19 protein-coding genes are annotated in these 24,673 nt (G+C 63.0%); 8 read left to right on the top strand and 11 right to left on the bottom strand.

The window, feature by feature from the left end:
* Window positions 1–32: 32 nt before the first annotated feature.
* From IFT75_RS07135 to IFT75_RS07110, 6 genes are all read right to left on the bottom strand, one after another.
* Window positions 33–2,495, bottom strand: coding sequence for an EAL domain-containing protein (locus tag IFT75_RS07135; RefSeq protein ID WP_192054006.1), 2,463 nt, complete (start codon window positions 2,493–2,495; stop codon window positions 33–35).
* A 150-nt stretch (window positions 2,496–2,645) separates the two neighbouring features.
* On the bottom strand, window positions 2,646–4,478 hold the full coding sequence (locus IFT75_RS07130; RefSeq protein WP_122479074.1) for an ABC transporter ATP-binding protein: 1,833 nt from the start codon (window positions 4,476–4,478) through the stop codon (window positions 2,646–2,648).
* Complete coding sequence (locus tag IFT75_RS07125) at window positions 4,471–5,106, bottom strand: DsbA family protein (protein WP_192054004.1); 636 nt, start codon at window positions 5,104–5,106, stop codon at window positions 4,471–4,473. Before IFT75_RS07125 ends, IFT75_RS07130 begins: the two co-directional genes overlap by 8 nt.
* Window positions 5,107–5,110: 4 nt before the next feature.
* Window positions 5,111–6,049, bottom strand: a complete 939-nt coding sequence (trhO, locus tag IFT75_RS07120) for an oxygen-dependent tRNA uridine(34) hydroxylase TrhO (protein ID WP_192054002.1) — start codon at window positions 6,047–6,049, stop codon at window positions 5,111–5,113.
* Between the two features lie 160 nt (window positions 6,050–6,209).
* Entirely contained in the window at window positions 6,210–6,506 is a 297-nt protein-coding gene (locus IFT75_RS07115; RefSeq protein WP_122479080.1) for a BolA family protein, read from the bottom strand.
* A gap of 14 nt (window positions 6,507–6,520) precedes the next feature.
* Window positions 6,521–7,060: a DUF2059 domain-containing protein gene (locus IFT75_RS07110; protein ID WP_122479082.1), complete on the bottom strand. Its 540-nt coding sequence runs from the start codon at window positions 7,058–7,060 to the stop codon at window positions 6,521–6,523.
* A 222-nt stretch (window positions 7,061–7,282) separates the two neighbouring features.
* Between IFT75_RS07110 and IFT75_RS07105 the strand changes: the two genes are divergently transcribed.
* Complete coding sequence (locus tag IFT75_RS07105) at window positions 7,283–8,659, top strand: class II fumarate hydratase (protein WP_122479084.1); 1,377 nt, start codon at window positions 7,283–7,285, stop codon at window positions 8,657–8,659.
* A gap of 96 nt (window positions 8,660–8,755) precedes the next feature.
* Complete coding sequence (locus IFT75_RS07100) at window positions 8,756–8,950, top strand: DUF6316 family protein (protein WP_122479086.1); 195 nt, start codon at window positions 8,756–8,758, stop codon at window positions 8,948–8,950.
* Window positions 8,951–8,955: 5 nt separating this feature from the next.
* Here the strand turns inward: IFT75_RS07100 and IFT75_RS07095 are convergent, their stop codons facing one another.
* Window positions 8,956–9,798, bottom strand: a complete 843-nt coding sequence (locus IFT75_RS07095; RefSeq protein ID WP_122479088.1) for a substrate-binding periplasmic protein — start codon at window positions 9,796–9,798, stop codon at window positions 8,956–8,958.
* Between the two features lie 215 nt (window positions 9,799–10,013).
* Here IFT75_RS07095 and IFT75_RS07090 point away from each other — a divergent pair, with 215 nt between their 5' ends.
* Both IFT75_RS07090 and ppnP read left to right on the top strand, forming a co-directional pair.
* On the top strand, window positions 10,014–10,556 hold the full coding sequence (locus IFT75_RS07090; RefSeq protein ID WP_185793815.1) for an exonuclease domain-containing protein: 543 nt from the start codon (window positions 10,014–10,016) through the stop codon (window positions 10,554–10,556).
* 71 nt (window positions 10,557–10,627) lie between these two features.
* Window positions 10,628–10,909: a pyrimidine/purine nucleoside phosphorylase gene (ppnP, locus tag IFT75_RS07085; protein ID WP_185793816.1), complete on the top strand. Its 282-nt coding sequence runs from the start codon at window positions 10,628–10,630 to the stop codon at window positions 10,907–10,909.
* 34 nt (window positions 10,910–10,943) lie between these two features.
* Here ppnP and IFT75_RS07080 read toward each other — a convergent pair whose 3' ends face one another.
* Window positions 10,944–12,701, bottom strand: coding sequence for an ABC transporter ATP-binding protein/permease (locus IFT75_RS07080; RefSeq protein WP_274605328.1), 1,758 nt, complete (start codon window positions 12,699–12,701; stop codon window positions 10,944–10,946).
* A gap of 141 nt (window positions 12,702–12,842) precedes the next feature.
* Here IFT75_RS07080 and IFT75_RS07075 point away from each other — a divergent pair, with 141 nt between their 5' ends.
* On the top strand, window positions 12,843–13,022 hold the full coding sequence (locus IFT75_RS07075; RefSeq protein ID WP_192054001.1) for a PA1571 family protein: 180 nt from the start codon (window positions 12,843–12,845) through the stop codon (window positions 13,020–13,022).
* 70 nt (window positions 13,023–13,092) lie between these two features.
* Here IFT75_RS07075 and pdxB read toward each other — a convergent pair whose 3' ends face one another.
* Together pdxB and IFT75_RS07065 are read right to left on the bottom strand one after the other, a co-directional pair.
* On the bottom strand, window positions 13,093–14,277 hold the full coding sequence (pdxB, locus tag IFT75_RS07070; RefSeq protein WP_192054000.1) for a 4-phosphoerythronate dehydrogenase PdxB: 1,185 nt from the start codon (window positions 14,275–14,277) through the stop codon (window positions 13,093–13,095).
* Between the two features lie 70 nt (window positions 14,278–14,347).
* On the bottom strand, window positions 14,348–14,827 hold the full coding sequence (locus IFT75_RS07065) for a DUF1289 domain-containing protein (RefSeq protein WP_122479098.1): 480 nt from the start codon (window positions 14,825–14,827) through the stop codon (window positions 14,348–14,350).
* Window positions 14,828–15,207: 380 nt separating this feature from the next.
* Here IFT75_RS07065 and acnB point away from each other — a divergent pair, with 380 nt between their 5' ends.
* Window positions 15,208–17,817 (top strand): bifunctional aconitate hydratase 2/2-methylisocitrate dehydratase, encoded by a 2,610-nt coding sequence (gene acnB, locus IFT75_RS07060; RefSeq protein WP_192054471.1) that lies wholly within the window; start codon window positions 15,208–15,210, stop codon window positions 17,815–17,817.
* 162 nt (window positions 17,818–17,979) lie between these two features.
* Here acnB and IFT75_RS07055 read toward each other — a convergent pair whose 3' ends face one another.
* Window positions 17,980–22,839: an NAD-glutamate dehydrogenase gene (locus IFT75_RS07055; protein ID WP_122479101.1), complete on the bottom strand. Its 4,860-nt coding sequence runs from the start codon at window positions 22,837–22,839 to the stop codon at window positions 17,980–17,982.
* A gap of 268 nt (window positions 22,840–23,107) precedes the next feature.
* Between IFT75_RS07055 and IFT75_RS07050 the strand changes: the two genes are divergently transcribed.
* Complete coding sequence (locus tag IFT75_RS07050) at window positions 23,108–23,458, top strand: hypothetical protein (protein WP_192053999.1); 351 nt, start codon at window positions 23,108–23,110, stop codon at window positions 23,456–23,458.
* 251 nt (window positions 23,459–23,709) lie between these two features.
* On the top strand, window positions 23,710–24,669 hold the full coding sequence (locus tag IFT75_RS07045) for an AAA family ATPase (RefSeq protein ID WP_122479105.1): 960 nt from the start codon (window positions 23,710–23,712) through the stop codon (window positions 24,667–24,669).
* Window positions 24,670–24,673: the final 4 nt, after the last annotated feature.

Genomic DNA, 24,673 nt, shown 5'->3' with positions numbered 1-24,673 from the left:
TTAATTAAGTGAAGAACAGCGGCAAATTGCCCTTATCGGAAAGTGTCGGGAACGCCAAAGCGCAACGGCCGCAGTCTGCCCAGGTGACGGCGCAGACTGTCACAGGTGAAAACCTGCGGTCGCTCGATCAAATATCCTTGTGCGTAGTCCACACCAATTTCCAGCAAGGCCTGTTCTATCAGAGGCGTCTCGACAAACTCGGCAATGGTGCGCTTGCCCATGACGTGGCCAATATGGTTGATCACTTCCACCATCGCCCGATTGATCGGGTCGTCCAACATATCTTTAACGAAGCTGCCGTCGATTTTCAAATAATCGACAGGTAAATGTTTCAAATAGGCAAACGAAGACATACCGGCGCAGAAGTCGTCGAGTGCAAAGTGACAACCCAAGCCCTTCAATTCATTGATAAAACGGATTGCGCTGCCAAGATTTGCGATGGCGCTTGTCTCGGTAATCTCGAAACATATCAGCTCGGCCGGAATGGCGTGCAGGCGAAATTGTTCACGCAGGAACTCGAGGAACTCGTCATCACCGATGCTGATGCCGGAAAGGTTGATCGCACACACCGCCAACGGCCCCTGGTCGGGCTGGTCGAGCGTCTGGCGCACCACCTTGAATACGTTCTGCACCACCCAACGGTCCAGGGCGGTCATCAGGCCGTAGCGCTCGGCAGCCGGGATGAACACCTCGGGCATGATGATGCGGCCGGTTTCATCGCTCAGGCGCAGGAGGATCTCGATGTGCCCACCCGGCGGGCCGTCCTGTATGCCCAGGGCGGCGATCTCCTGCGCGTACAGGCAGAACCGGTTTTCCTCCAGGGCGATGTGCAACCGTTGGACCCACGCCATCTCGTCGACGCGCACGGTCAGTTCGCTGTCGGCGGCGTGGTAGACCTGAACGCGGTTGCGGCCGCGCTCCTTGGCCAGGTAGCAGGCCATGTCGGCGGCGCGCATCGAGGCTTCGAGGGTGATCGGCGCCTGGGTCAGGTGCACCATGCCGACGCTGACGGTGGTGACGAACGGGCGCCCCTTCCACACGAAGTGCAGGTTCTGCACGGTGTGGCGCAGTGTTTCGGCCAGTTTCTCCGATTCGGCGGCCGAGCAGTTCTCGATGAGGATGCCGAACTCGTCACCGCCCAGGCGCGCCAGGGTGTCACCCTCGCGCAGCCCGGACTGCAGCAGTGCGCAGATGTGGCGAAGCAGTTCGTCGCCCGCCGCGTGACCGCAGGTGTCGTTGACCAGTTTGAACTGGTCCAGGTCGAGGAACATCAGCGAGTGGCAGCCAGGATAACGCTGCAGCGCGGCCAGCGCCTGCTCGAGACGGAACTCGAACTCGCGGCGGTTGGCCAGCCCGGTCAATGCATCGTGCGTGGCCTGCCACGACAGGTTGGCGATGTATTGCCGCTCCTGGGTCATGTCGTGCAGCACCAGCACGGTACCGCTGATGTGCTGGTCGGTCTGGATCGGCGCGCCGACGAGCGTCACCGAGACCGTACTGCCGTCCAGGCGCTGGATCAGCTTGGCGTGTTCGCTGCCGCCGCGCAGGTCGCCACTGACGATGTGGTCGATGAGGGTGAAGCTGTCCTTCTCGGCGTTTTCGTCGAGCAGGTTGAACAACGCCGCCAGCGGCAGCCCCACGGCCTGATCGGCGCTCCAGTGGGTCAGTCGCTCGGCGGCCGGGTTCATGTAGAGGATCGCGCCCTCGACATCGGTAGTGATCACCCCATCGCCGATGGACGCCAGGGTTACCTGGGCGCGGTCCTTTTCCAGTTGCAGGGCATAGGCGAAGGCATGGCGCTGGTTGAGCAGCTTGCGCGTGCGCCACAGCGCCAGCACGATCAACAGCAGCGCCACCAGCAGGTTGCTGACCACCAGCAGGTACTGCACCGCGCGCGAGCCCTCGCCCAATGCCGCGCTGAAGGCCATGGCGGCGGGCGTCACCGCGTCATTGATGAGCATGATCTGGTGCTTCCAGCGCGCCATGTCCGCTTCGCTGGCGGTGCCGGCCTGTTGCGCCGCGTGCATCTGCTGCGCCAGGGCGTCGAGTTCGACCAGGTAGGTATCGCCGATCTTCCAGTGCGCGATGGCCCTGGACATGTAGCTCACATCGCTGAAGTGACGGTACAGCCAGATGATGTTCTGCATGTCGTCAGGGTGGTTGTTGCCCTTCAGAATGCCGGTCCGTGCAGCCGCCAGATCAGGCTCGGGCTGGTCGAGGGCGAGGCGCAGCTGATGACCGCCCTGGGGAATGGCGATGGCGCGCAGGTACTTCTGGAAGACTTCCTCGTCACGGCTGTCGGCATACAGGTTCAGGTAGTAGATCGCGTCTTTCTGACCCTTGGACCAGAAGCTTTCGCCCGCGACATAGCTGCGCACCGCGGACAGTGCGTAGAGGCTGATGCAACCCAGCATTGCCATCAACCCCACGACGGCGATGAATGGCCAGACAATCCCCAGCAATCTCGGTGTATCGAGAGTCTGTGTGTGCTTCATGAGGTTCCTTGCTTCAGCGATCCAGGCAACGTCCAAGTCAGAACTTCAATCACCACTGGCACACTCTAGGCTAGTTTCGGAAAGGACCGGCACAGTTTTCGTCGGTGCCGAATCTTTTTTTTATGGCTGGGCGCGCCGCCAGCCGCGGACTCAGACCTGTTGCAGATAACCGTACAGACGCGCATACAGCCCGCCCTCGGCGATAAGCTGCTGGTGATCGCCATCTTCGGCGATCCGGCCGCCGTCGAACACCAGCACGCGGTCGGCCTGCTTCACCGCAGAGAGCCGGTGGGCAATGATCAAGGTAGTGCGCCCTCGCAGGAATCGCGCGAGGGCCTGGTGCAGGTTGTACTCGGTGGCGGCATCGAGCGCAGAGGTGGCTTCGTCGAGAATGACCACCTTGGGCTCGGCCAGCACCATTCGAGCAATCGCCAGACGCTGCCGCTGACCCCCGGAAAGGCGTACGCCGGACCGGCCGACAATGCTGTCCAGGCCGTGGGGCATGTCCCGCACGGTGCTGTCCAGCTGGGCGATCTGCAGTGCATTCCAGCAGGCATGGTCGCTGGCAGTGCGGCCCATGGTCAGGTTGGCACGAATCGTATCGTTGAACAGCGATGGATGTTGCAATACCACCGCGACATTATCGCGCAGGGTCTCCAGGCCCATCGCCTGCTGCAGCGTGCCACCAAAGCGCACCTCCCCGGCCTGTGGCGTATAGAGCCCGAGCAGCAATTGCACCAGCGTGCTCTTGCCACCCCCGCTGGCGCCGACGATGGCGACCTTTTCACCGGGCGCGATGCTCAGGTCCAGGCGGTCCAGCACCTTGTCCTCGGCATAGGCGAAGGTCAGGCCACGGATCTCGATACCCACCGTCTCGCGATCGCGGAACGGATCGCTGCCGCCCGGATACCTGGGTTCATCGGCGCGAGCGAGCAATTCATTAATCCGTTTCAGCGCACCACCTGCAGCGTAGTAGGCGTATTGCAGATTCAACAGCTGTTCGACCGGGGTGATCATGAACCAGAGGTAGCTGAACACTGCCAGCATCTGGCCAATGCTGAGGTCGGAGAACAGCACCGTGAGCATGGCTGCAGCGCGGAAGATATCGATGCCGAACTGGAACAGCAGCGCGCTGGCGCGGCCCGACGCGTCGCTCTTCCACATCGAGGCGACCGCAAAGTCGCGCACTTCGCGAGCGCGCAGGCCGAGGCGGCCCAGAAAATAACCCTGACGGTTGCTGGCGCGGACTTCCTGGATGGCGTCCAGGGTTTCGCCGAGCGCCTGGGTGAAGCGCGCGGTGCTGTCGTTCTCGAGCTTCTTCAAGTGTTTGACGCGCTTGCCCAGCACCACCGTGGCGTACACCACGAGGGGGTTGAACAGCAGGATGAGCAGCGCCAGCTTCCAGTGCATCCACATCAGGATGCCCGCGGTGCCGGCCAGGGTCAGCATCGCCACCAGGAAGCGGCTCAGGGTTTCGCCGACGAATTTGTCGAGGGTTTCCAGGTCGGTGACCAGATGGGTAGTGACCGTCCCGCTGCCCAGGCTTTCGTATTCGCTGAGGGAGATGCGCTTGAGCCGTTCGATGAGACGCAGACGCAGGCGATAGACCACGTCCTTGGCCAGGCCGGCGAACAGCCGCGCCTGCACGACGTTGAAAAGCAATGACCCACAACGCAGGGTGAAACTGATCACCAGCATCAGCCCTATGAAGCCGACGGGGATCTGCCAGGCGGCGGGCAACACCTGACTCATCCAGCGCGTGGCACTGCCGGCATGCCCGAGCAAGACCTCATCGACCAGCAGCGGCAACAGCAGGGGTATCGGCACGCTGCACAAGGTAGCGAGTACGGCGACGCCATTGGCGGTCCACAGCGTACGCTTGTGCTGCAATGCCAATCGGCGTATCTCGCCCCAACTCAGGCGGTCTGCCACAGGCGTGGTTTGCGACCCTGCCACCCCGACGGGGCCCGGTCGCTCATGCATCGGCAGCACGTTCCAGCCAGCGCGCCAGCAGCGGTGCAAGATCGGCCAACGGTCGGTAACCATTGGTCAGCAAAGCCAGCTGGCCATCGCGCTCGGCGAGCAACGTCGGAAAGCCGGCGATGCCCAGCCCCTGCGCCCAGGCGAAATCGGCCTGAGTGGTTTGTACCCTGCGATCGCTGTCGAACGCCTCGACGAACTCGATGCGCGGCACACCGGCCTGTTCGGCCAGGGCAGCCAACTGCACCGGCTGGGTCACATCCAGGCGCAGGGTGTAGAACGCCTGCTGGATCAGCTTGACCAACGGCCAGGCCAGATCGGGGGCCAGTTCGCGCACCGCCACGATCGCTCGGCAAGCCGGCTCGGTGTCGTAGACGAAGCCTGCCGGCAGTGCGCCCTCGAACTCGAAGGCCTGGCCGCTGGCCTCGTGCACCGCATGCCAGTGCTCGATGATGTAGTCGCGGGTGGTCGGCTCCAGCGCCGCGCCACCGCTGCGCAGCCCGCCCACCACGATATGGGTCTTGACCCCTGCCGCCTCGGCCTGGTCCATCAGGGCCTGGGCCACGGGCGCGAAGCCCCAGCACCAGGAGCACATCGGGTCCATCACGTAGATCAGGCGGTTGCGCGACATGGGCTCAGTCCTGGGCAGCTTTGCGATAGTTGTGGCCGATAGGGTGCGGCAGATTGCGCGCGCGGGCCAGTTCGATCTGCTTCTGACGATCAATGGCGCTCTTGCGGGTCTTTTCGCTCAGGCTGTTCCAGCAGTGCGGGCAACTGACGCCGGGCACGTAGTGCTCGCTGGCACGATCTTCGACATTGATCGGTGTGCGGCAGGCATGGCACTGATCGTAATCGCCCTCGCTGAGGTCGTGGCGCACCGTGACGCGGTTGTCGAAGACGAAGCAGTCACCTTGCCACTTGCTTTCTTGCTGGGGCACTTGCTCCAGGTACTTGAGAATGCCGCCCTTGAGGTGATAGACCTCTTCGAAGCCTTCGCCAAGCATGTAGCTGGACGCCTTTTCGCAGCGGATACCGCCGGTGCAGAACATGGCGACCTTCTTGTGCACCGCCGGGTCGAAATGAGCCTTGACGTAATCGGGAAATTCGCGGAAAGACGCGGTCTTGGGATCCACGGCGCCGTGGAAGGTGCCGATGGCGACTTCGTAGTCATTGCGAGTGTCGATCAGCAGGACTTCCGGGTCGTCGAGCAACGCATTCCAGTCCTGCGGCTCGACATAGGTGCCAACCGTGCGGTTGGGGTCGACACCGGCGACGCCGAGGGTGACGATTTCCTTCTTCAGCTTGACCTTGGTGCGATAGAACGGCTGCTCGTCGCAGTACGATTCCTTGTGGTCGATGTCGTCCATGCGCGGATCGAGCTTGAGCCAGGCCAACAGGCCGTCGACGCCTTCGCGGGTACCGGATACGGTGCCGTTGATGCCTTCTGCGGCTATCAGCAGCGTGCCTTTTATATCGTTGTCGAGCATGGCCTGCAGCAGCGGCTCACGCATTTCGACGTAATCTTCCAGGGTGACGAACTTGTACAGTGCCGCCACGACGATCGCTTGGGTCATGGGTAAAACGCTCCAGGTGGTCGACCGCGCAAGGGCCGTACCGGATTTTCTTGGGGGACAGTTCACCGGACGAGCCAGGCGACAGGTCAGTGAACAGAAATGAAAAAACCCGCCAACGGCATGCCGCTGGCGGGTTGCAGATTCTAGCAAATTCCGTTGCCTAGTGCCCACCGCCGGCGCAGGTGGGCGACGCCGGTGCGGCCCCTGCCTGCGCCCATTCCTGGGGCGTATAGGTGTGCAGCGCCAGCGCGTGGAACTCGCCCATCAGTTCGCCGAGCGTGCCGTACACCAACTGGTGACGCTTGACACTGTTGAGCCCGGCAAAGCGGTCACTGACCAGCACCGCCTTGTAGTGGGTCTCGGTGCCTCGGCTGTGCATGTGGCTTTCGTCCAGCACCTGCAGATGTGCGGGTTGCAGCATCTGCAGGGTGGATACGATGCGTTCCTTCATAGACATCAGCAACGACTCCGTTACGGCTTCGCTGGCTTGGCCGGCCCGGCAGCAGCCTTGGCAGCGCCCTGTGGGTCCAGTTCCTTGGTCATGTCAGCCAACAGGTTGTTGACCACTGGCACTGCGCTTTCCAGCTTCTGCTGGGTAAGCTGGGCGGACTGTTGGGTCACGGCGGGCATTTTTTCCAGGACTTTCTTGCCCAGCGGCGACTGGTAGAACTTGACCAGGTCCTTGAGCTCCTGCTCGGAGAAGTTGGTGGTGTACAGCTTGACCATGTCTGGCTTGAGCTTGGGCCAGCCGATGGCCTGGTCCAACGCGGCATTGGCCTTGGCCTGGTAGGTTTCCAGGGTTGCCTGCTTGCTGGCCGGGGCTTTGGTCTGCTCGAAGCGCTGAGCGAACATTTGCTGCACTTGCATGTACACCGGCGTCCCCAGTTTGTCCGCATGAGCCATCATCAGGAAGGCTTCGGCGCTGGCATTGTGGCTGGCGGTGTCGGCGAGTACCTGGCCACTGGCACAGACGAGAACTGCCGCGGTGCAGATGGCGCGAAAACGAGTCATCGAGTTTCCTTATCTAGCAGGCGAGGTAAAACCCCAGAAACGATCATTTTGCGCTCAAGCTCGTGCGTCTCTCAACCCCAGACTGCGAACCGCAGGTGCAGTTTCATGGAACCTGACGCCAGGTACGTACCCTAACAGCAAGGCTGCCGATGAACAGCAGCGAGACCCGCCCGTGCATCTTCGGGGTGTGACGCGAGATCGACAACAAGGAGCATGAACCGCATGAGTCGTATCGAAACAGACAGCCTGGGACAGGTCGAAGTTCCTGAAGAGGCCTACTGGGGCGCCCAGACCCAACGTTCGCTGGTGAACTTCGCCATTGGCGAGGAGCGCATGCCGCTGCCGGTTTCGCACGCCCTGGCGCTGGTCAAGAAGGCCGCGGCGCGGGTCAACGATCGCAACGGCGACCTGCCGGCCGACATCGCCCGACTGATCGAGCAAGCCGCCAACGAAGTGCTTGCAGGCGAGCATGACGATCAGTTTCCCCTGGTGGTCTGGCAGACTGGCAGCGGCACCCAGAGCAACATGAACGTCAACGAGGTGATCGCCGGGCGCGCCAACGAACTGGCCGGCAAGGGCCGCGGCGGCAAGTCGCCAGTGCATCCCAACGATCATGTCAATCGTTCACAGAGCTCCAACGACTGCTTCCCCACCGCCATGCACATCGCCGCCGTGCAAGCCGTGCAGGCTGACTTGTTGCCGGCAATCGCGGTGCTCGGCGAGGGCCTGGCCGAGCTGGCCGGACGCCACACGCAGCTGGTCAAGACCGGCCGCACGCACATGATGGACGCCACGCCGATTACCTTCGGCCAGGAAGTCTCGGCCTACGTGGCGCAGCTCGAATACGCCCAGAAGGCCATCCGCAACGCCTTGCCCGCCGTGTGTGAGCTGGCCCAGGGCGGTACTGCGGTGGGTACCGGGCTCAATGCACCCAAGGGGTTCGGCGAAGCCATCGCCGCCGAGCTGGCGGCGCTGTCCGGGCTGCCGTTCGTCACCGCGCCGAACAAGTTCGCCGCATTGGCCGGCCACGAGCCGTTGACCAGCCTCTCGGGAGCGCTCAAGACCCTCGCCGTGGCCTTGATGAAACTGGCCAACGATTTCCGCCTGTTGGGTTCGGGGCCTCGGGCAGGGCTGGCCGAGATCAAACTGCCGGCCAATGAGCCGGGTAGCTCCATCATGCCCGGCAAGGTCAATCCGACCCAGTGCGAGGCGCTGTCCATGCTCGCTTGCCAGGTCATGGGCAACGACGTGGTCATCGGCATCGCCGCGAGCCAGGGTCACCTGCAACTCAACGTGTACAAGCCGGTGATCATTCACAACCTGCTGCAGTCCATCAAGCTGCTGGCCGATGGCTGTCGCAATTTCCAGGAACACTGCGTCGCCGGTCTGGTGCCGGATGCGCAGCAGATGGGCGAGCACCTCGAGCGTGGCTTGATGCTGGTCACCGCGCTCAACCCGCACATCGGCTACGACAAGGCCGCCGAGATCGCCAAGAAGGCCTACGCTGAAGGCTTGACACTGCGCGAATCGGCACTGGCCCTGGGCTACTTGAGCGAAGCCGAGTTCGACCAGTGGGTGCGGCCCGAAGAAATGCTTTAAGCTCTCGCCGCCGGCATCATCGTTTGCCAACGATGATGCCGGCGGCGAACTCGCCCGATCCACATCCAAGATCCATTTCTACACAGGACGCACATCATGTTTGGCAAGCGTGCGCAGGACCTTGTTGAAACCACGCACTTTCGTGCCGAACGATTCAGCACGGTCAACGGTTTCTATTTTTTCAGCACTCGGGAAAAGACTCTGGAAGGCCCCTTCGCGACCCGCGAGGAAGCTGAACGCGAAAGCCGGGCGTATGTCTCTCGCGTCTCGGGGCGTCAATCCTATCGCTAGGCCTTTCAGGGCTTGGCTGCAGGGTTGCGCACCACCACACGGCGAGCAGGTTGCGCCAGCACGGCCACTTTGGCTGGCGCAAAGATAGGCAGCAATCTGCCGCTGGCGTGCATCTGCTGCATCAGGGTGGTGAACTCTTCGGCACTGATCGGCGCACCGGGGCGAATAAGCGCGTAGTGTCGGTAGATCTGGTCCAACCGTTGCGAAACCAGCAGCTGCGAGCCGATATCCGGGTTGCGTGCGACGAAATCGCTCAGAAATGACCGGGTGACCATTGCAATGTCGGCCCGCTTGCGCACCACCATCATCAGGTTGCTTTCGTGGGAATACGTCAGTACGGCGTTGAATCTGCGCAGCAGATACTGCGGGTTGGCGTCGAAATCCGCGAACGCGTAGTGATAACCGTAGAACAGCGCCATGCGCTTGCCATTCAGATCGGCGAAGAAATCCTGATCATTGCCCTGCTTCAGCGCCACGAACACCTCGGCATCCTCCAGCCCGAGATCGACCGCACTGTGCTTGATGCGCTGCCACCCCCACAGTGGGTTCTCGAAGATCGCCATGTCGACCCGGCCGCGTTCGAAATCCTGATAGCGTCGCGCGATCGAAGTCGGCACCAGAACGAAGTGCCAGGTGGTCTGCACCTGGTTGAGCTGTTCGATGAGCGAGGGCAACAGGCCTTCGTTGCGACCCTGTTCGGGGTGCACGACGTACGGCGGAAAATGCGCCGCGCCGATGCGCACTTCCTGGGCAGCTTGCGTGCCCGATGCCCACAGTGCCGCTACCCATGGAACCAGTGCAGCCAGCAACAGACGTGGCAGGGCCGCCTTAACATAACCGTACTTCAAGACAGAAAACCCCCACCAGCCGTTTCGCGAAGCACGTACGCTAGGGGTTTTACGTCGGGCTGACAACTGCTAAACCCTGTGCCGGTGCCCGGCACTCCCCCGTCCGCCTGCGGCAGGCAGCATCGAACTGCGCTATTGCGCGGTTGCAGGGATATCGGAACTCTTTGCCTGCGGTTGTGCTCTAGGCTCTAAGCGCATGTGCCTGGGAGCTTGGTATGCCGCATTGGCTGGTCGTCGACCTGGAAGCCACCACCGATGAAGGTGGTTGGCCGGTCACTGAAATGGAAATCATCGAGATCGGTGCAAGCCTGGTCAACCGCGACGGACGCGAGGTGGATCACTTCCAGCGATTCGTCAAACCGTTGCGACGCCCCAGCCTGACCCCGTTCTGTCGGACGCTGACCCACATCGATCAAGCGGACGTGGACGCCGCGGCGGTGTTGACCCAGGTGTGGAAAAGCTTCGAGCAGTGGCTGTCACCCCACCGCGGGCAACTGCAGGGCTGGGTCAGCTGGGGCGATTACGACCGGCTGCAGTTGCTGCAGGACTGGCAGCGGCTCAACCTGGAAAGCGCACTGGCGCGAGTGCCCCACATCAACCTCAAGCAGCGCTTTGCCAAGGCTCGCCAGCTGCCGCGGCCGCTCGGCCTGACCAGTGCCCTGCAACTGGCCGGCCTGCAGTTCTGCGGCCAGCAGCACCGCGCCCTCGAAGACGCACGCAACACGGCGCGGCTGCTGCCCATGGTGCTCGCGCCGTAAAGCGGATGACGACCTGCCAGGGCTTGGGCATACTGGCCAGCCCTTTCCAATCCTCCGCAAGGAACCGCCTCATGTTCAAGGTCAACGAGTACTTCGACGGCACCGTGAAGTCCATTGCTTTCTCCGAAACGGACGGCCCTGCCACCATCGGCGTCATGGCACCGGGCGAGTATGAATTCGGTACAGCCCAGAGCGAAATCATGCACGTGGTTTCCGGCGCCCTCACGGTCAAGCTGCCCGATGCCAGCGAATGGACAACCTTCACTGCCGGCAGCCAGTTCAACGTGCCTGCCAACAGCAAATTCCAACTGACTGTGGAAGTGGAAACCGCCTACCTCTGCCAGTACCGTTGATGATCGCGGCCCCCAGCCTTGGGGGCCGCTTGCGCTAGCGACCGAACTGCAAGTGGGCCAGACGCGCGTAGAGCGCATTGCTGGCCACCAGCTCGGCGTGGGTTCCCAGCGCCACCAGACACCCCTCATCCATGACTGCAATACGGTCGGCGTTCTGTACCGTGGCCAGGCGGTGGGCGATGACCAGTGTGGTGCGACCCTGCATCAGCGTCGGCATGGCCTGCTGGATGAGGTGTTCGCTTTGCGCGTCCAAGGCGCTGGTGGCCTCGTCCAGGAGCAGGATCGGGGCATCGACCAGCAAGGCGCGGGCAATCGCCAGGCGTTGACGCTGGCCTCCCGAAAGCCCCAGGCCAGCATCGCCGAGCGGCGTCTGGTAGCCCTGCGGCAGTTGCATGATGAAGTCGTGGGCATGGGCGATGCGCGCGGCGTCCTCGACCTGCTCGGTCGTGGCGTCGGCCCGACCATAGCGGACATTGTCCTCGACGCTGCCGAAGAACAGCGCCGGGGTCTGCGACACCGTGGCGAACTGCCGACGCACGTCCTGCGGATCCAACTGGCGCAGGTCGATCCCATCGATGAGAATGCGGCCCTGCTGCGGGTCGTAGAAACGCAGCAGCAGATCGAACAGCGTCGACTTGCCTGCGCCCGAGGGCCCGACCAGGGCCAGGGTCTCGCCCGGCCTGACCTGCAGGCTCAGGCCGCGAATGGCGGGTGCCGCGTCGCGCGCAGGGTAGGCAAATATCACCTCGTCGAGCGCCAGCGCCCCCGTGACCCGCGGCGGCAGTTGCTGCAGACCGACGCTGGGCGGCTGGATATCGCTGCGCGCCTGCAGCAGCTCGGCAATGCGCTGCGCGGCACCGGCGGCGCGCTGCAGCTCACCGACCACTTCGCTCAAGGTGCCGAAGGCACTGCCCACGATCAGGCTGTAGAACACGAACGCGGCCAGTTCGCCTGCGGAAATGCGCCCGCCGATCACATCCATGCCACCGACCCAGAGCATCACTGCGACGGCACCCAGCACCAGCACGATCACCAGTGCAATCAGCCATGCACGCTGGACGATGCGCTGCCGGGCCGTGTCGAACGCCTGCTCCACGGTGACGGCGAAGCGTTTCTGGTCTTCGGCCTGGTGGTTGTAGGCCTGCACGGTCTTGATCTGGGTCAGGGTTTCGGCCACGTAGCTGCCGACATTGGCGATGCGGTCCTGGCTCTGCCGCGACAGACGCCGCACCTGACGCCCGAACATCAAGATCGGCGCCAGCACCAGTGGCAGGGCGACCACCACGATACTGGTGAGCTTGGGGTTGGTGACGAACAACAGCACCACCCCGCCGATCACCATCAACAGGTTGCGCAGGAACATCGACAGCGACGAGCCGATCACCGATTGCAGCAACGCCGTGTCGGTGGTCAGCCTTGACTGGATTTCCGAACTGCGGTTGTTTTCGTAGAACGCCGGATGCAAGTGGACCAAATGGTCGAACACCTGCTTGCGGATATCGGCGACGCAGCGCTCGCCGATCCAGGACACCAGATAGAAGCGCGCGAACGTTCCCGTGGCCAGGGCCAGTACCAGCACCATGAACACGGCGATGGAACGATTGAGCAGGTGTGCCGACTGGGTCATGAAGCCCTGGTCGACCAGCATGCGAATGCCTTGGCCCATGGACAGGGTGATGCCGGCGGTTACCAGCAGTGCCAGCAGCGCGCCGATGGCCTGCCAGCGATAAGGGCGCATGAAGCGCCAGGCCAGGCGCAAACCGCGACGCTGACCCGAAGACAATAGCTGCAAGGGAGGTGATCCGTTTTCAGATGATCTGCAAGCCTACACCCAGACGCCCGATCGACTACAGTGGAACTCCAGCAAACGGACAAAGTCAGCTAGGAAGCAGCCCGAAACAGACGGCGCACACATCTGAAGAGGAGACAGGCCATGAGCTCGCATGACGACACGCCTAAACGCATCGACGTGCTACGTGTGAAACCCCAGGAGCCCGTTGGGGGCGCGATCATCGATGAACAGGGGCGTGAAGTACCCATCACCGAAAACATGGTGCAGGACGCCTGCCGCGAACTGGAAGAACACGTGGTGAAGCCGGTCGGCAAAGACTGATCGACCCAACCGCCCTGCTGCCCACGAGACCCGGCCCTGATGCCGGGTTTCGACGTTCTGGCACCCAGTCTCAGGTGTCGGTCCGGACCAGCACCGCCCCCAGAGCTACGACGATGCGTTCGAGCTCCGGTGCAGGACCGTCGATGCGCACGCGCAGCCCTTCGATTTCGCGACGCGGCGGATAGTGCTTGCGCAATTGGTCGAAGGCCAGCCGCTGCCGGGCATCGTCGGCTTCATGAGGAAGGTCATGCGGGCTGTCGACGGCCAGGCTGCGACGGAAGTCGGCATCGTCGCGCCGCGGGTCGTAGACGCCCCGACAGAGCATGGCCAGCGCCCAGGCCGGATCGCTGTCGGCACTCAGGCTGACCTCGCCGAGCCAGGGCCTGGGCAGCAGGTCGTCCAGGTGGACATCGACGCTGCGACCGAGAAAGTTGCACAACGCCTGATGAATCTGCGCCGTGCCACGACGGCGACCGTCGAGGCTGTAGCCAGCGATGTGCGGAGTGCCGATCACGCAGCAGTCGGCAAGCGCACGGTCGACTGCGGGTTCGTGCTCCCAGACGTCGAGCACCGCCTGCAGGTCTTCGCGTTCGAGCAGCACTTCAAGCAATGCAGCGTTGTCGATCACCGGGCCGCGCGCGGCATTGATCAGCCAGGTATCCGGCTTGAGCGCGCGCAGGCGCGGGCTGTCGAACAGGTGCCAGGTGGGGTGGTCGCCGTCGCGGGTCAGCGGTGTGTGCAGGCTGATCACGTCGCAGTGCTCGACGATGTGTTCCAGGCTGACGAAGTCGCCGCCCTCCCTTGCCGCACGCAATGGGTCGCACACCCGCACATCCCAGCCCAGGCCGCGCAGTACCTGTACCAGCCGCCCGCCCACCTGGCCGCCGCCGACGATGCCGTAGCAGCGTTGGGGCAACGCCAGCCCTTCGATTTCGCTCAGGGTGAGCAGGCTGCCGAGCACGTAGTCGACCACGCCTCGGGCATTGCATCCCGGGGCGCTGGCCCAGTGGATACCGGCTGCGGCGAAGTAATCGAGGTCGAGGTGGTCGGTGCCGATGGTGCAGGTGCCAACGAAGCGTACATTGCTGCCTTCGAGCAGGGTGCGATCGACCTGGGTTACCGAGCGCACCAGCAGGACATCGGCATCGGCGACAGCCGTCCGGTCGATCGCTCGGCCCGGGTAGCGGCGGATTTCACCGAAGCCTTCGAAGAATGCGTCGAGCAGCGGGATGTTTTCGTCGGCGACTATGAGCATGGGGGTGTCCGGGGTTGTGAGTGTGTCAGCGCGGGTCTCTGCCCGCGAAGGCCTCAGCGCAGGGTCAACTTCAGATAATGCGCTGTTCGGTCAGCTCGCGCACGAACGCCGGCGCGATATAACGTTGGTAATGCGCCTCGGACAGAATGAAGAACTCCCGATCGATGGCATCGCGCAGCTGCGGCAGATCCCAGTCGCGGAACTCGGGCAGCAGCACCAGACCGTAAGCCTCCAGGTTATTGATCACGCGGGCGCCGCGGGCGATCAACTGGTAGGCCCAGCAGTACTCCGACTGCCGCTCGACGAAACGGATCTTGCGTTGTTCCAGTTGTTGGCGCAGTTTCGACGGGTCGAACACTTCCACCTTGGCGACCATTACCTGCACCAGCAATTGCTCCAGACGAATCCATACCGCGCGTTTCTGCGCTTCGTCATAGCCGTTCCAATGGATGACTTCGTGGTGATAGCGCTTGCAGCCCCGGCATACCAGGTCACCGTAGACGGTGGAGCACAGGCCCACGCAGGGCGTCTTGATGGAATGGTTGGACATGGTGGATCGGCACGCTGGACGGTGGAACACCGGCGCATGTTAGTCCTTTGTCTAACAGGGGTCACCCCAGAAATCGTGGGGCTTAACTTAACTTCCTGCGCGAAATAAAGTAGAATCATGCAGCCTTTTTAGGCGCCAATGTCCATTGGAAGCTGTTTTCAAAGCGTCACGAGCACAGTTGATCCAGTAGAAGGGTGTTGGCACCGCTCGTCCGGTGCCAGCCCTCATCAGATTTCCCTTCTACAGGCGTAAAACTTTGAAAACAGCTTCTGCATGGAACACCTGCCCTCCTGACTGAACGGCCGAAAAGACCGTACGCATGGATGCAGGCGTTCTCTGGATGAGCGTCCCTTCCGGGACCACTGATGAGGGTAATAACTGTGCTTGAAGCCTATCGCAAACACATCGAAGAGCGTGCCGCCCAGGGTATCGTGCCCCAGCCGCTTAACGCCGAACAAACCGCAGGCCTGGTCGAGCTGCTGAAAAACCCTCCCGCCGGCGAAGAGTCTTTCCTGGTCGACCTGATCACCAACCGCGTGCCACCAGGCGTCGACGAAGCCGCCTACGTCAAGGCCGGTTTTCTTTCTGCCCTGGCCAAGGGCGAAGTCACTTCGCCGCTGATCGACAGCAAGCGTGCAGTTGAACTGCTCGGCACCATGCAGGGTGGCTACAACATCGCCACCATGGTCGAACTGCTCGACGACGCCACCCTGGCGCCGGTGGCTGCCGAACAGCTCAAGTTCACCCTGCTGATGTTCGATGCCTTCCACGACGTTGCGGAAAAAGCCAAGAACGGCAATGCCCACGCTCAAGGCGTACTGCAATCCTGGGCCGACGGCGAATGGTTCAAGAAGCGTCCGACCCTGGCCGACAAGATCAGCCTGCGCGTCTTCAAGGTCACCGGCGAAACCAACACCGACGACCTTTCGCCTGCGCCTGACGCCTGGTCGCGCCCGGACATCCCGTTGCACGCCCTGGCCATGCTGAAGATGGCCCGCGAAGGCATCGTGCCCGACGTGCAGGGCTCGATCGGCCCGATGAAGCAGATTGCCCAGATGTACGCCGACGGTTACCCGGTCGCCTACGTGGGTGACGTGGTCGGTACCGGTTCGTCGCGCAAGTCGGCGACCAACTCGGTGCTGTGGTTCTTCGGTACCGACATCCCGTACGTGCCGAACAAGCGCGCTGGTGGTTTCTGCTTCGGCACCAAGATCGCCCCGATCTTCTACAACACCATGGAAGACGCCGGCGCCCTGCCGATCGAGTTCGACGTGTCGAACATCAACATGGGTGACGTGATCGACCTGTACCCGCACCAGGGCAAGGTCTGCAAGCACGACAGCGACGAAGTGATCACCACGTTCGAGCTCAAGACCCCGGTACTGCTCGACGAGGTCCGCGCAGGCGGCCGCATCCCGCTGATCGTCGGTCGCGGCCTGACCGACAAGGCGCGTACCGAACTCGGCCTGGGCCCAACCGATCTGTTCAAGCTGCCCGAAGCCCCGGTCGACACCGGCAAGGGCTTTACCCTGGCGCAGAAGATGGTCGGCAAGGCCTGCGGCCTGCCCGAGAACCAGGGCGTGCGTCCCGGTACCTACTGCGAACCGAAGATGACTACCGTCGGTTCCCAGGACACCACTGGCCCGATGACCCGCGACGAGCTGAAAGACCTGGCATGCCTGGGCTTCTCCGCCGACCTGGTCATGCAGTCCTTCTGCCACACCGCGGCCTATCCGAAGCCGATCGACGTGACCACCCATCACACCCTGCCGGATTTCATCCGCACCCGTGGTGGCGTATCCCTGCGTCCAGGCGACGGCATCATCCACAGCTGGTTGAACCGCATGCTGCTGCCGGACACCGTCGGCACCGGTGGTGACTCGCACACCCGCTTCCCGATCGGCATCTCGTTCCCGGCCGGTTCCGGCCTGGTGGCCTTCGCGGCCGCTACCGGCGTCATGCCGCTGGACATGCCCGAGTCGGTGCTGGTGCGCTTCAAGGGCACCATGCAGCCAGGCATCACCCTGCGCGATCTGGTCCACGCGATTCCGTACTACGCCATTCAGAAAGGCCTGCTGACCGTCGAGAAGAAAGGCAAGATCAACGCCTTCTCGGGCCGCATCCTGGAAATCGAAGGCTTGAACGAGCTGACCGTGGAACAGGCGTTCGAACTGTCCGACGCTTCGGCCGAGCGTTCTGCCGCCGGTTGCACCATCAAGCTGCCGGAAAAGGCCATTGCCGAATACCTGAAGTCCAACATCACCCTGCTGCGCTGGATGATCAGCGAAGGCTACGGCGATGCGCGGACCATGGAACGTCGTGCCCAGGCCATGGAAGCGTGGCTGGCCAACCCGGAACTGCTGAGTGCCGATGCCGACGCCGAATACGCCGAGATCATCGAGATCGACCTGAGCGACTTGAAAGAGCCGGTCCTGTGTGCACCGAACGATCCGGACGATGCACGTCTGCTGTCCACCGTTCAGGGCGAGAAGATCGACGAAGTGTTCATCGGTTCGTGCATGACCAACATCGGCCACTTCCGCGCTGCCGGCAAGTTGCTCGACAAGGTCAAGGGCCAACTGCCGACGCGCCTGTGGCTGTCGCCGCCGACCAAGATGGATGCCCATCAGCTGACCGAAGAAGGCTACTACGGCATCTACGGCAAGGCTGGCGCACGCATGGAGATGCCGGGCTGCTCGCTGTGCATGGGTAACCAGGCCCGCGTGGAACCCAACTCCACCGTGGTGTCCACCTCGACCCGTAACTTCCCGAACCGCCTGGGCGATGGTGCCAACGTGTACCTGGCCTCCGCCGAGCTGGCCGCTGTCGCGTCCATTCTGGGCAAGCTGCCGACGGTCGAAGAGTACATGGGCTATGCGGCCAGCATCGACAGCATGGCTGCCGATGTGTACCGCTACCTCAGCTTCGACCAGATCGCCGAGTTCCGCGATGCTGCGGCCAACGCGAACATTCCGGTGGTTCAGGCTTGATGCCACGCTGAAATGAGCTGAACGAAAAAACCCGTCGAATGACGGGTTTTTTTGTGGGCGGTGATCGGGTCGGAGATGGGCGGTGAGCGCTTCGCGGCCGATGACCGCTCCTACGGATAACCCGTAGGAGCGGTCATCGGCCGCGAAAAAGCCAACCTCGCCTCAGCTGACTTGCACGCCCCCACTCAATGCCAGGTCCATCAGTTCGCGATTCGCCACTGCGTACATGGCGTAGTCGGTACCCGTGGCGGCCTTGATCTCGTCGAGCATGGCACGCCAGCGCTTGACCATCACCTCGTGCTGTTCCAGCCACAGGTCCAGACGCTCTTCGACGTCACCCGGCGCATCCTGCATTTTCAGCACGGAAATGGTGATTGCCCGCTGCTGCAGGTCGATATCGTCGCGGAAGGCCTCGCGTGCCAGCGCTTGCCAGTTGTTCTCCACCGGCAGGCTGCTGATCTGCTGCAGGTACCAGGTCAGGTCCAGCTTGCTGCCCACGGCGAAGAACGCCTTGGCCACTTCGGCGGCATTCTGGCCGGTGACGTCCGACGCTTCGATGATCGGCAACAGCGTGTACAGGTGGCTGGTGCCGGCAACCATGCGCGCCAGCAGCTCCGGTACGCCAGACTCGACATAACCCTGGTAGCGGGTCTGCCAGCGCTCGCGGGTCGGACCCTCGAGCAGTTCGTCGAGCTTGAGCCCCAACGCTGCGATGTGCGGACCGAAATGCGCCACATCGCGACCGGCGTCCAGCTCGTTGCGGCGGCTGCGCAGGAACCAGCGGGTGGCCCGTCGACCCAGGCGCATCAGCTCGTCCATCAGAGCCAGCTGGACATCGGCGGATACCTGGTAGTCCAGTGCCTCGATCTGGCGGAACCAGTGCGGCAGGTGGAAGATGTCGCGCACGATGGCGTAGGCCCCGACCACACTGGCCGGGGTCATGCCAGTGGACTCCTTCAAGCGCTGCACGAAGGTGATGCCCATGTTGTTGACCAGGTCGTTGGCGATCTGGGTGCTGACGATCTCGCGCTTGAGGCGATGGCTGCGCATGGCCTCGGCGTACTTGCTGACCAGCGACGGCGGGAAGGCCGTCTCCATGTCGCGGGTAAGATAGACGTCGTCGGGTACTGCCGAAGCCAGCAGCGCTTCGTTGAGGTCGATCTTGCTGTAGGAGATAAGCACCGACAGCTCGGCTCGGGTCAGACCCTGCTTGTTCGCGACGCGCTCGTTGAGCTGCTCCTCGGTCGGCAGGAATTCGATGGCACGGTCCAGCTTGCCACGCGCCTCCAGGTCGGCCATCAGGCGGCGGTACTCGGCCAGTCGCTCGTAGGCCTTGCGCGCCGCCAGGGACAGCGCCTGGGTCTGCTTGTAGTTGTTGCCCAGCACCAGATGGCCGACTTCCTCGGTCATGCTGCCCAGCAGCAGGTTGCGCTGCTTCTCGGTCATGTCCCCGGCCTGCACGGCTTCGTTGAGCAGGATCTTGATGTTGACTTCGTGGTCGGAGCAATCCACGCCGGCCGCGTTGTCGATGAAGTCAGTGTTGGTCGCGCCGCCGTTGAGGCCGAACTCGACACGGCCCAGCTGGGTCATGCCCAGATTGCCGCCCTCGCCCACCACTTTGCAGCGCAGTTCGTTGCCATTCACGCGCAGGGCGTCGTTGGCCTTGTCGCCGACATCGGCGTGGCTCTCGTCACTGGACTTGACGTAGGTACCGATACCGCCGTTCCACAGCAGGTCGACCGGTGCCTTGAGCAGCGCGTTGAGCAGCTCGGTCGGGGTCAGCTTGTCGGCCTTGATGTCAAAGCGCTCTTTCATCTGCGCGCTGATGGCAATGCTCTTGGCACTGCGCGAGAAGATGCCGCCGCCGGCGGACATGATCGAGGTGTCGTAGTCGCTCCACGCCGAACGAGGCAGGTCATACAGGCGCTGACGCTCGGCGAAGCTGCTGGCCGGCTCGGGGTTGGGATCGATGAAGATGTGCAGGTGGTTGAATGCCGCCACCAGTTGCAGCTTGTCGGACATCAACAAGCCATTGCCGAACACGTCGCCGGCCATGTCGCCGATGCCGATGACGGTGATGCTGTCTTTCTGCACGTTGATGCCGCGTTCGCGGAAGTGGCGCTGCACGCCGACCCAGGCACCCTTGGCGGTGATACCCATCTTCTTGTGGTCGTAGCCCGCCGAGCCGCCGGAGGCGAACGCATCGCCAAGCCAGAAGCCGTAGTCGATGGCAATGCCGTTGGCGATGTCGGAAAAGGTCGCGGTGCCCTTGTCCGCAGCCACCACCAGGTACGGATCGTCATCGTCGTGACGCACGACGTTGGCCGGCGGCACCACGCTGCCATCCTTGAGGTTGTCGGTGATGTCGAGCAGACCGGAGATGAAGATGCGGTAGCAGGCCACCGCCTCGTTCTGCACCTCGTCGCGGCTGCCGCCCAGCGGCAACCGGCGCGGGACGAACCCGCCCTTGGCGCCCACCGGCACGATCACCGAGTTCTTCACGTGCTGCGCCTTGACCAGGCCCAGTACCTCGGTGCGGAAGTCTTCCTCGCGATCCGACCAGCGCAGACCGCCGCGGGCGACGTTGCCGAAGCGCAGGTGAACGCCTTCGACTCGCGGCGAGTAGACGAATATCTCGAACTTGGGTACCGGCTTGGGCAGTTCGGGAATCAGCTTGGGGTTGAACTTGAAGCTGAAGTAAGACTTGACCTGGCCGTTGGCATCGGGCTGGTAGAAGTTGGTACGCAGGGTGGCCTTGATCAGGTCCAGATAGCGACGCAGGATGCGGTCTTCGTTGAGCACCTGAACGTCGTCCAGGGCACTCAGGATGGCCTGTTCCAGGCGTTGCTGCTTGTCGTCCAGGTCATCGCCGGCCAGCTTGCGCGCCAGGTAGAAGCGGGTCTTGAACAGCCGCGTCAGTTCCCGGGCGATATCGGTGTGGTTGTTCAGGGTGCTGGCGATGTAGCCGAGGTCGAAGCCCAGGCGGATCTGCTTGAGATAGCGCGCATAGGCGCGCAGCAAGGCGACGTCGCGCCATGGCAGGCCTGCGGTGAGCACCAGGCGGTTGAACGCGTCGTTCTCGGCGTCGCCGCGCACGATGTGCACGAAGGCATCCTGCAGCGTGTCGTTGAGCTGCTGGATGTCCAGATTCAGGCCTTCGCTGTAGGTAAAGGCAAAGTCGTGGATCCAGTACTCGCGACCACTGCGATGACGCAGGCGGTAGGGGAATTCGCCCAGTACGCGCAGGCCCAGGTTCTCGAGGATCGGCAACACGTCGGACAGCGCCAGTGGCGTGTCGGCGTGGTACAGCTTGCAATGCAGCTGGCGTTCGCCGCCCTGCGCCAGAGGCTGGTAGAAACTCATGACCAGCGGGCGCGATTCGGACAGCGCCAGCAGGTGCTGCATGTCGACCACTGCCGAATGCGCGGCGAAGCGCTCGCGGAAACCGGCCGGGAAGCCTTTCGGGAAATCAGCCAGCACATTGGTGCCGGCGGCCTCGCCGAAGCTTTCGATGGTCAGGCTGGCGTAGTCGTCCTGCCACGAACGGCAGGCCTGGATCACTTCGTTTTCCAGTTGCTGCGGGTCGATGTCCAGACGGCTCTTGGGGTCCACGCGCAGGATCAGCTGCACGCGGGCCAGCACGGATTCGGAGAAGAACGTCCAGAACTCGCAGTCGCTGGCCTTGAGGCGCTCCATGAGCACCTGCTGGATCTTCTGCCGTACTTCGGTGGAGTACACGTCGCGCGGCACGTAGGCCAGGCAGTAGCAGAAGCGCCCGTAAGGGTCCTTGCGCAGGAACACGCGGATCTTGTTGCGTTCCTGGATCTGCACGATCGACATGACGGTGCTGAACAGCTCGTCGATCGGGGTCTGGAACAGGTCGTCGCGCGGCAGCACCTCGACCACCTGGGCCAGTTCCTTGCCCAGGTGCGCCTTGGCATGGAAACCGGAGCGGCGTTCGATCTCGGCGACCTTGCGCCGGATGTAGGGGATTTCGCGCACGCTCTCGCCATACACCGACGAGGTGTACAGGCCCATGAAGCGGCATTCCTTGAGTACCTTGCCATCGCTGTCGATCTGGCGGATCGACACGTAGTCGGGATACGCCGGGCGATGCACACGGCTGGGGTGCGCAGCCTTGGCGAAGGACAGCAGCATCGGCTCGTGCAGGTACTGCACGGCGTAGTCTTCGATATGCAGGTCTTCGCTGCTCAGGCCGGCACGCAGCAGCCGGGTCAGGCCCAGGAACGACTGCGGGTCGTAGCGCAGCTGGCCACCCTGCGCATCGGCATCGACCACGAACTCTTCGTAGCCCAGGAAGGTGAAGTGGTTGTCGGTCAACCATTCGAGGAACGCCGTGATCTCGGCTTTTTCCTGCTCGTCGCTGGCGAACGCGGTCTGTTCCACCAACGTGATCATTTCGCGGACCTTGGCCTTCATCGGCTCGAAGTCCTGCACCGCCATCCGCACTTCGCCCAGCACCTGCTCCAGCTCCCGGGCCAGCACGCTGAGCTCGGCGGCGTTGGCGCAACGGTCGATTTCCAGGTACATCAGCGATTCATGCAGGACGTCTTCGCCCTGGGCACCCTTGGCCAGCACTTCGAGCAGCTCGCCCTGGCTGCCGCGGCGCACGCTGAGCACGGTGGTCTGCAGGGTGTGGATGCTGTAGCCGCGCCGGTTGAGCTCGGTGCGCACCGAGTCCACCAGGAACGGCAGGTCGTGATGCAGCACTTCGACGGCGGTGTGGGTGGACTGCCAGCCGTGACGTTCGTAATCGGGGTTGTAGACGCGCACCTCTGGCTTGGCATGATCGAAGCGCTGCAACAGGCGCCAGGCCGACAGGGTGCAACCGGCCAGGTCGCTGAGGCGCCGCTGGGTGAGCTCGTCCAACGAGATGATGCCGAAGAACTGATCGGCGAACAGCGCCACTTGTGGCAGTGCCTGTTCGCTGATGTGCTGAGCCAGGGCCGATTGCAGTTGATGCTGGAAGTCGGCTTTGCTGGCTGCGGTGAAGAACGCCATCTGTGGTACTCCGCTTGGGCTTTGTTATTGGGTGAAGCGTCGCAAGTCACCCCGGTTCGGATCAACCATAGCCAATCCGGCGCTGCGGGGCGACATTTCAAGAGGTCCAACGACCTAGCTTACCCAGAGCCTGGCATGCACTCTTGCGGTGCGGCGACATATTCGGTCATGCAGGAGTTGTCGTACGAGACCGCTGGTACGGGCGTTCCAGCCGATCGGACAGTAGTCGGGTATAATCATGGCATATTCATATGACAGGTTCCCCCGTATGCGCATCACCGCCACTCTGCTGCTGGCCAACCCCCGTGACGAGGAAGAAGACGACATGGCGCTGCTGTGCTGCCACGGCAGCGCAGACGAAATGTTTCTGATGACGCGCTTTCCGGACGAAGAAGAGCTGGAGATCACCCTCGGCGACGACCCTTACCTGCTGCGCGACCTCAAGGTCACGTTGAGCGCCGACCGCCTGCTGGTGGCCGTGGCAGCCGGGGATGCCGCGGTGTTCGGTGGGGATGACCTGCTGGAGATCGTGCATGCCAGCGACGCGGCAGAGCTGGCGCAGATCGAAGAGACGTTGAGGATTCTGCTGGAGGGCGTGGGTACGCTGGAAATCGGCTGACCTCGCTCTCCGCAGCTCTGTATATCTGTATACGTGTAGGAGCGGCCAGTGGCCGCGAAATGGCCGGCCGACCCAACCGATCTCTCTGGCCGTGCAAGCTTCTTCGCGGCCACTGGCCGCTCCTACGGGATCCAGAGGTGCCCGATCGAACACACCGATTTCTCTGCCACCCGCCAATGCATTAAAGTAGTGACCCCCGGCCAAGACGCCCTCACCTGCGTACTCGGTCCCTTTTTCAGGAACCGTCGACGATGGAACATCGTGAAGCGCTGATGGCGCTGCGAACCTTTCTTTCAACGCAGATCCTTGGCCAGGAGAAACTGGTCGAGCGTCTGCTGATCGTGCTGCTGGCGGACGGTCACATGCTGGTCGAGGGCGCGCCGGGGCTGGCCAAGACCAAAGCCATCAAGGAACTGGCCGAAGGCGTCGAGGCTCAGTTCCACCGTATCCAGTTCACCCCGGACCTGCTGCCGGCCGACATCACCGGCACCGAGATCTATCGACCCGAGACCGGCAGCTTCGTGTTCCAGCAGGGGCCGATCTTCCACAACCTGGTGCTGGCCGACGAGATCAACCGTGCGCCGGCCAAGGTGCAGTCGGCCCTGCTCGAGGCCATGGCCGAACGTCAGGTCAGTGTCGGTCGCAGTACCTACGACCTGTCGCCGTTGTTTCTGGTGATGGCGACGCAGAACCCGATCGAGCAGGAAGGCACCTACCCGCTGCCCGAGGCACAGCTCGATCGGTTCCTGATGCACGTCAAGATCGGCTTCCCGGATGCAGCCGTGGAACGGCGCATCCTGCAGCAGGCTCGCGGTGAAGCGCTCAATGGCGAAACCAAGCCCGAGCGGCGTGTCAGCCAGCAGGCCATCTTTGCCGCACGCAAGGAGATCCTCGGGCTGTACATGGCCGATGCGGTGGAGGAATACCTGGTGCAGCTGGTCATGGCGACGCGCACCCCGAGCAAGTTCGACGCCGAGCTCGGCGAATGGCTGGCCTATGGCGCCAGCCCGCGGGGCTCCATTTCCCTGGATCGCTGCGCACGCGCCCATGCCTGGCTGGCGGGGCGCGATTTCGTCAGCCCGGAAGACATCCAGGCGGTGCTGTTCGATGTGCTGCGTCATCGCATCATCCTGTCGTTCGAGGCGGAAGCCGCCGGGGTCGATCAGGACCGCGTGATCCAGCGCATCCTCGACGTCGTGGCCGTCGCCTAGCCCC

Source organism: Pseudomonas sp. CFBP 8758, assembly GCF_014841725.1.
Taxonomy (GTDB): domain Bacteria; phylum Pseudomonadota; class Gammaproteobacteria; order Pseudomonadales; family Pseudomonadaceae; genus Aquipseudomonas; species Aquipseudomonas baltica.
Note: the sequence above shows the minus strand (reverse complement) of the source record. Positions and strands in the feature narration are given on the sequence as shown.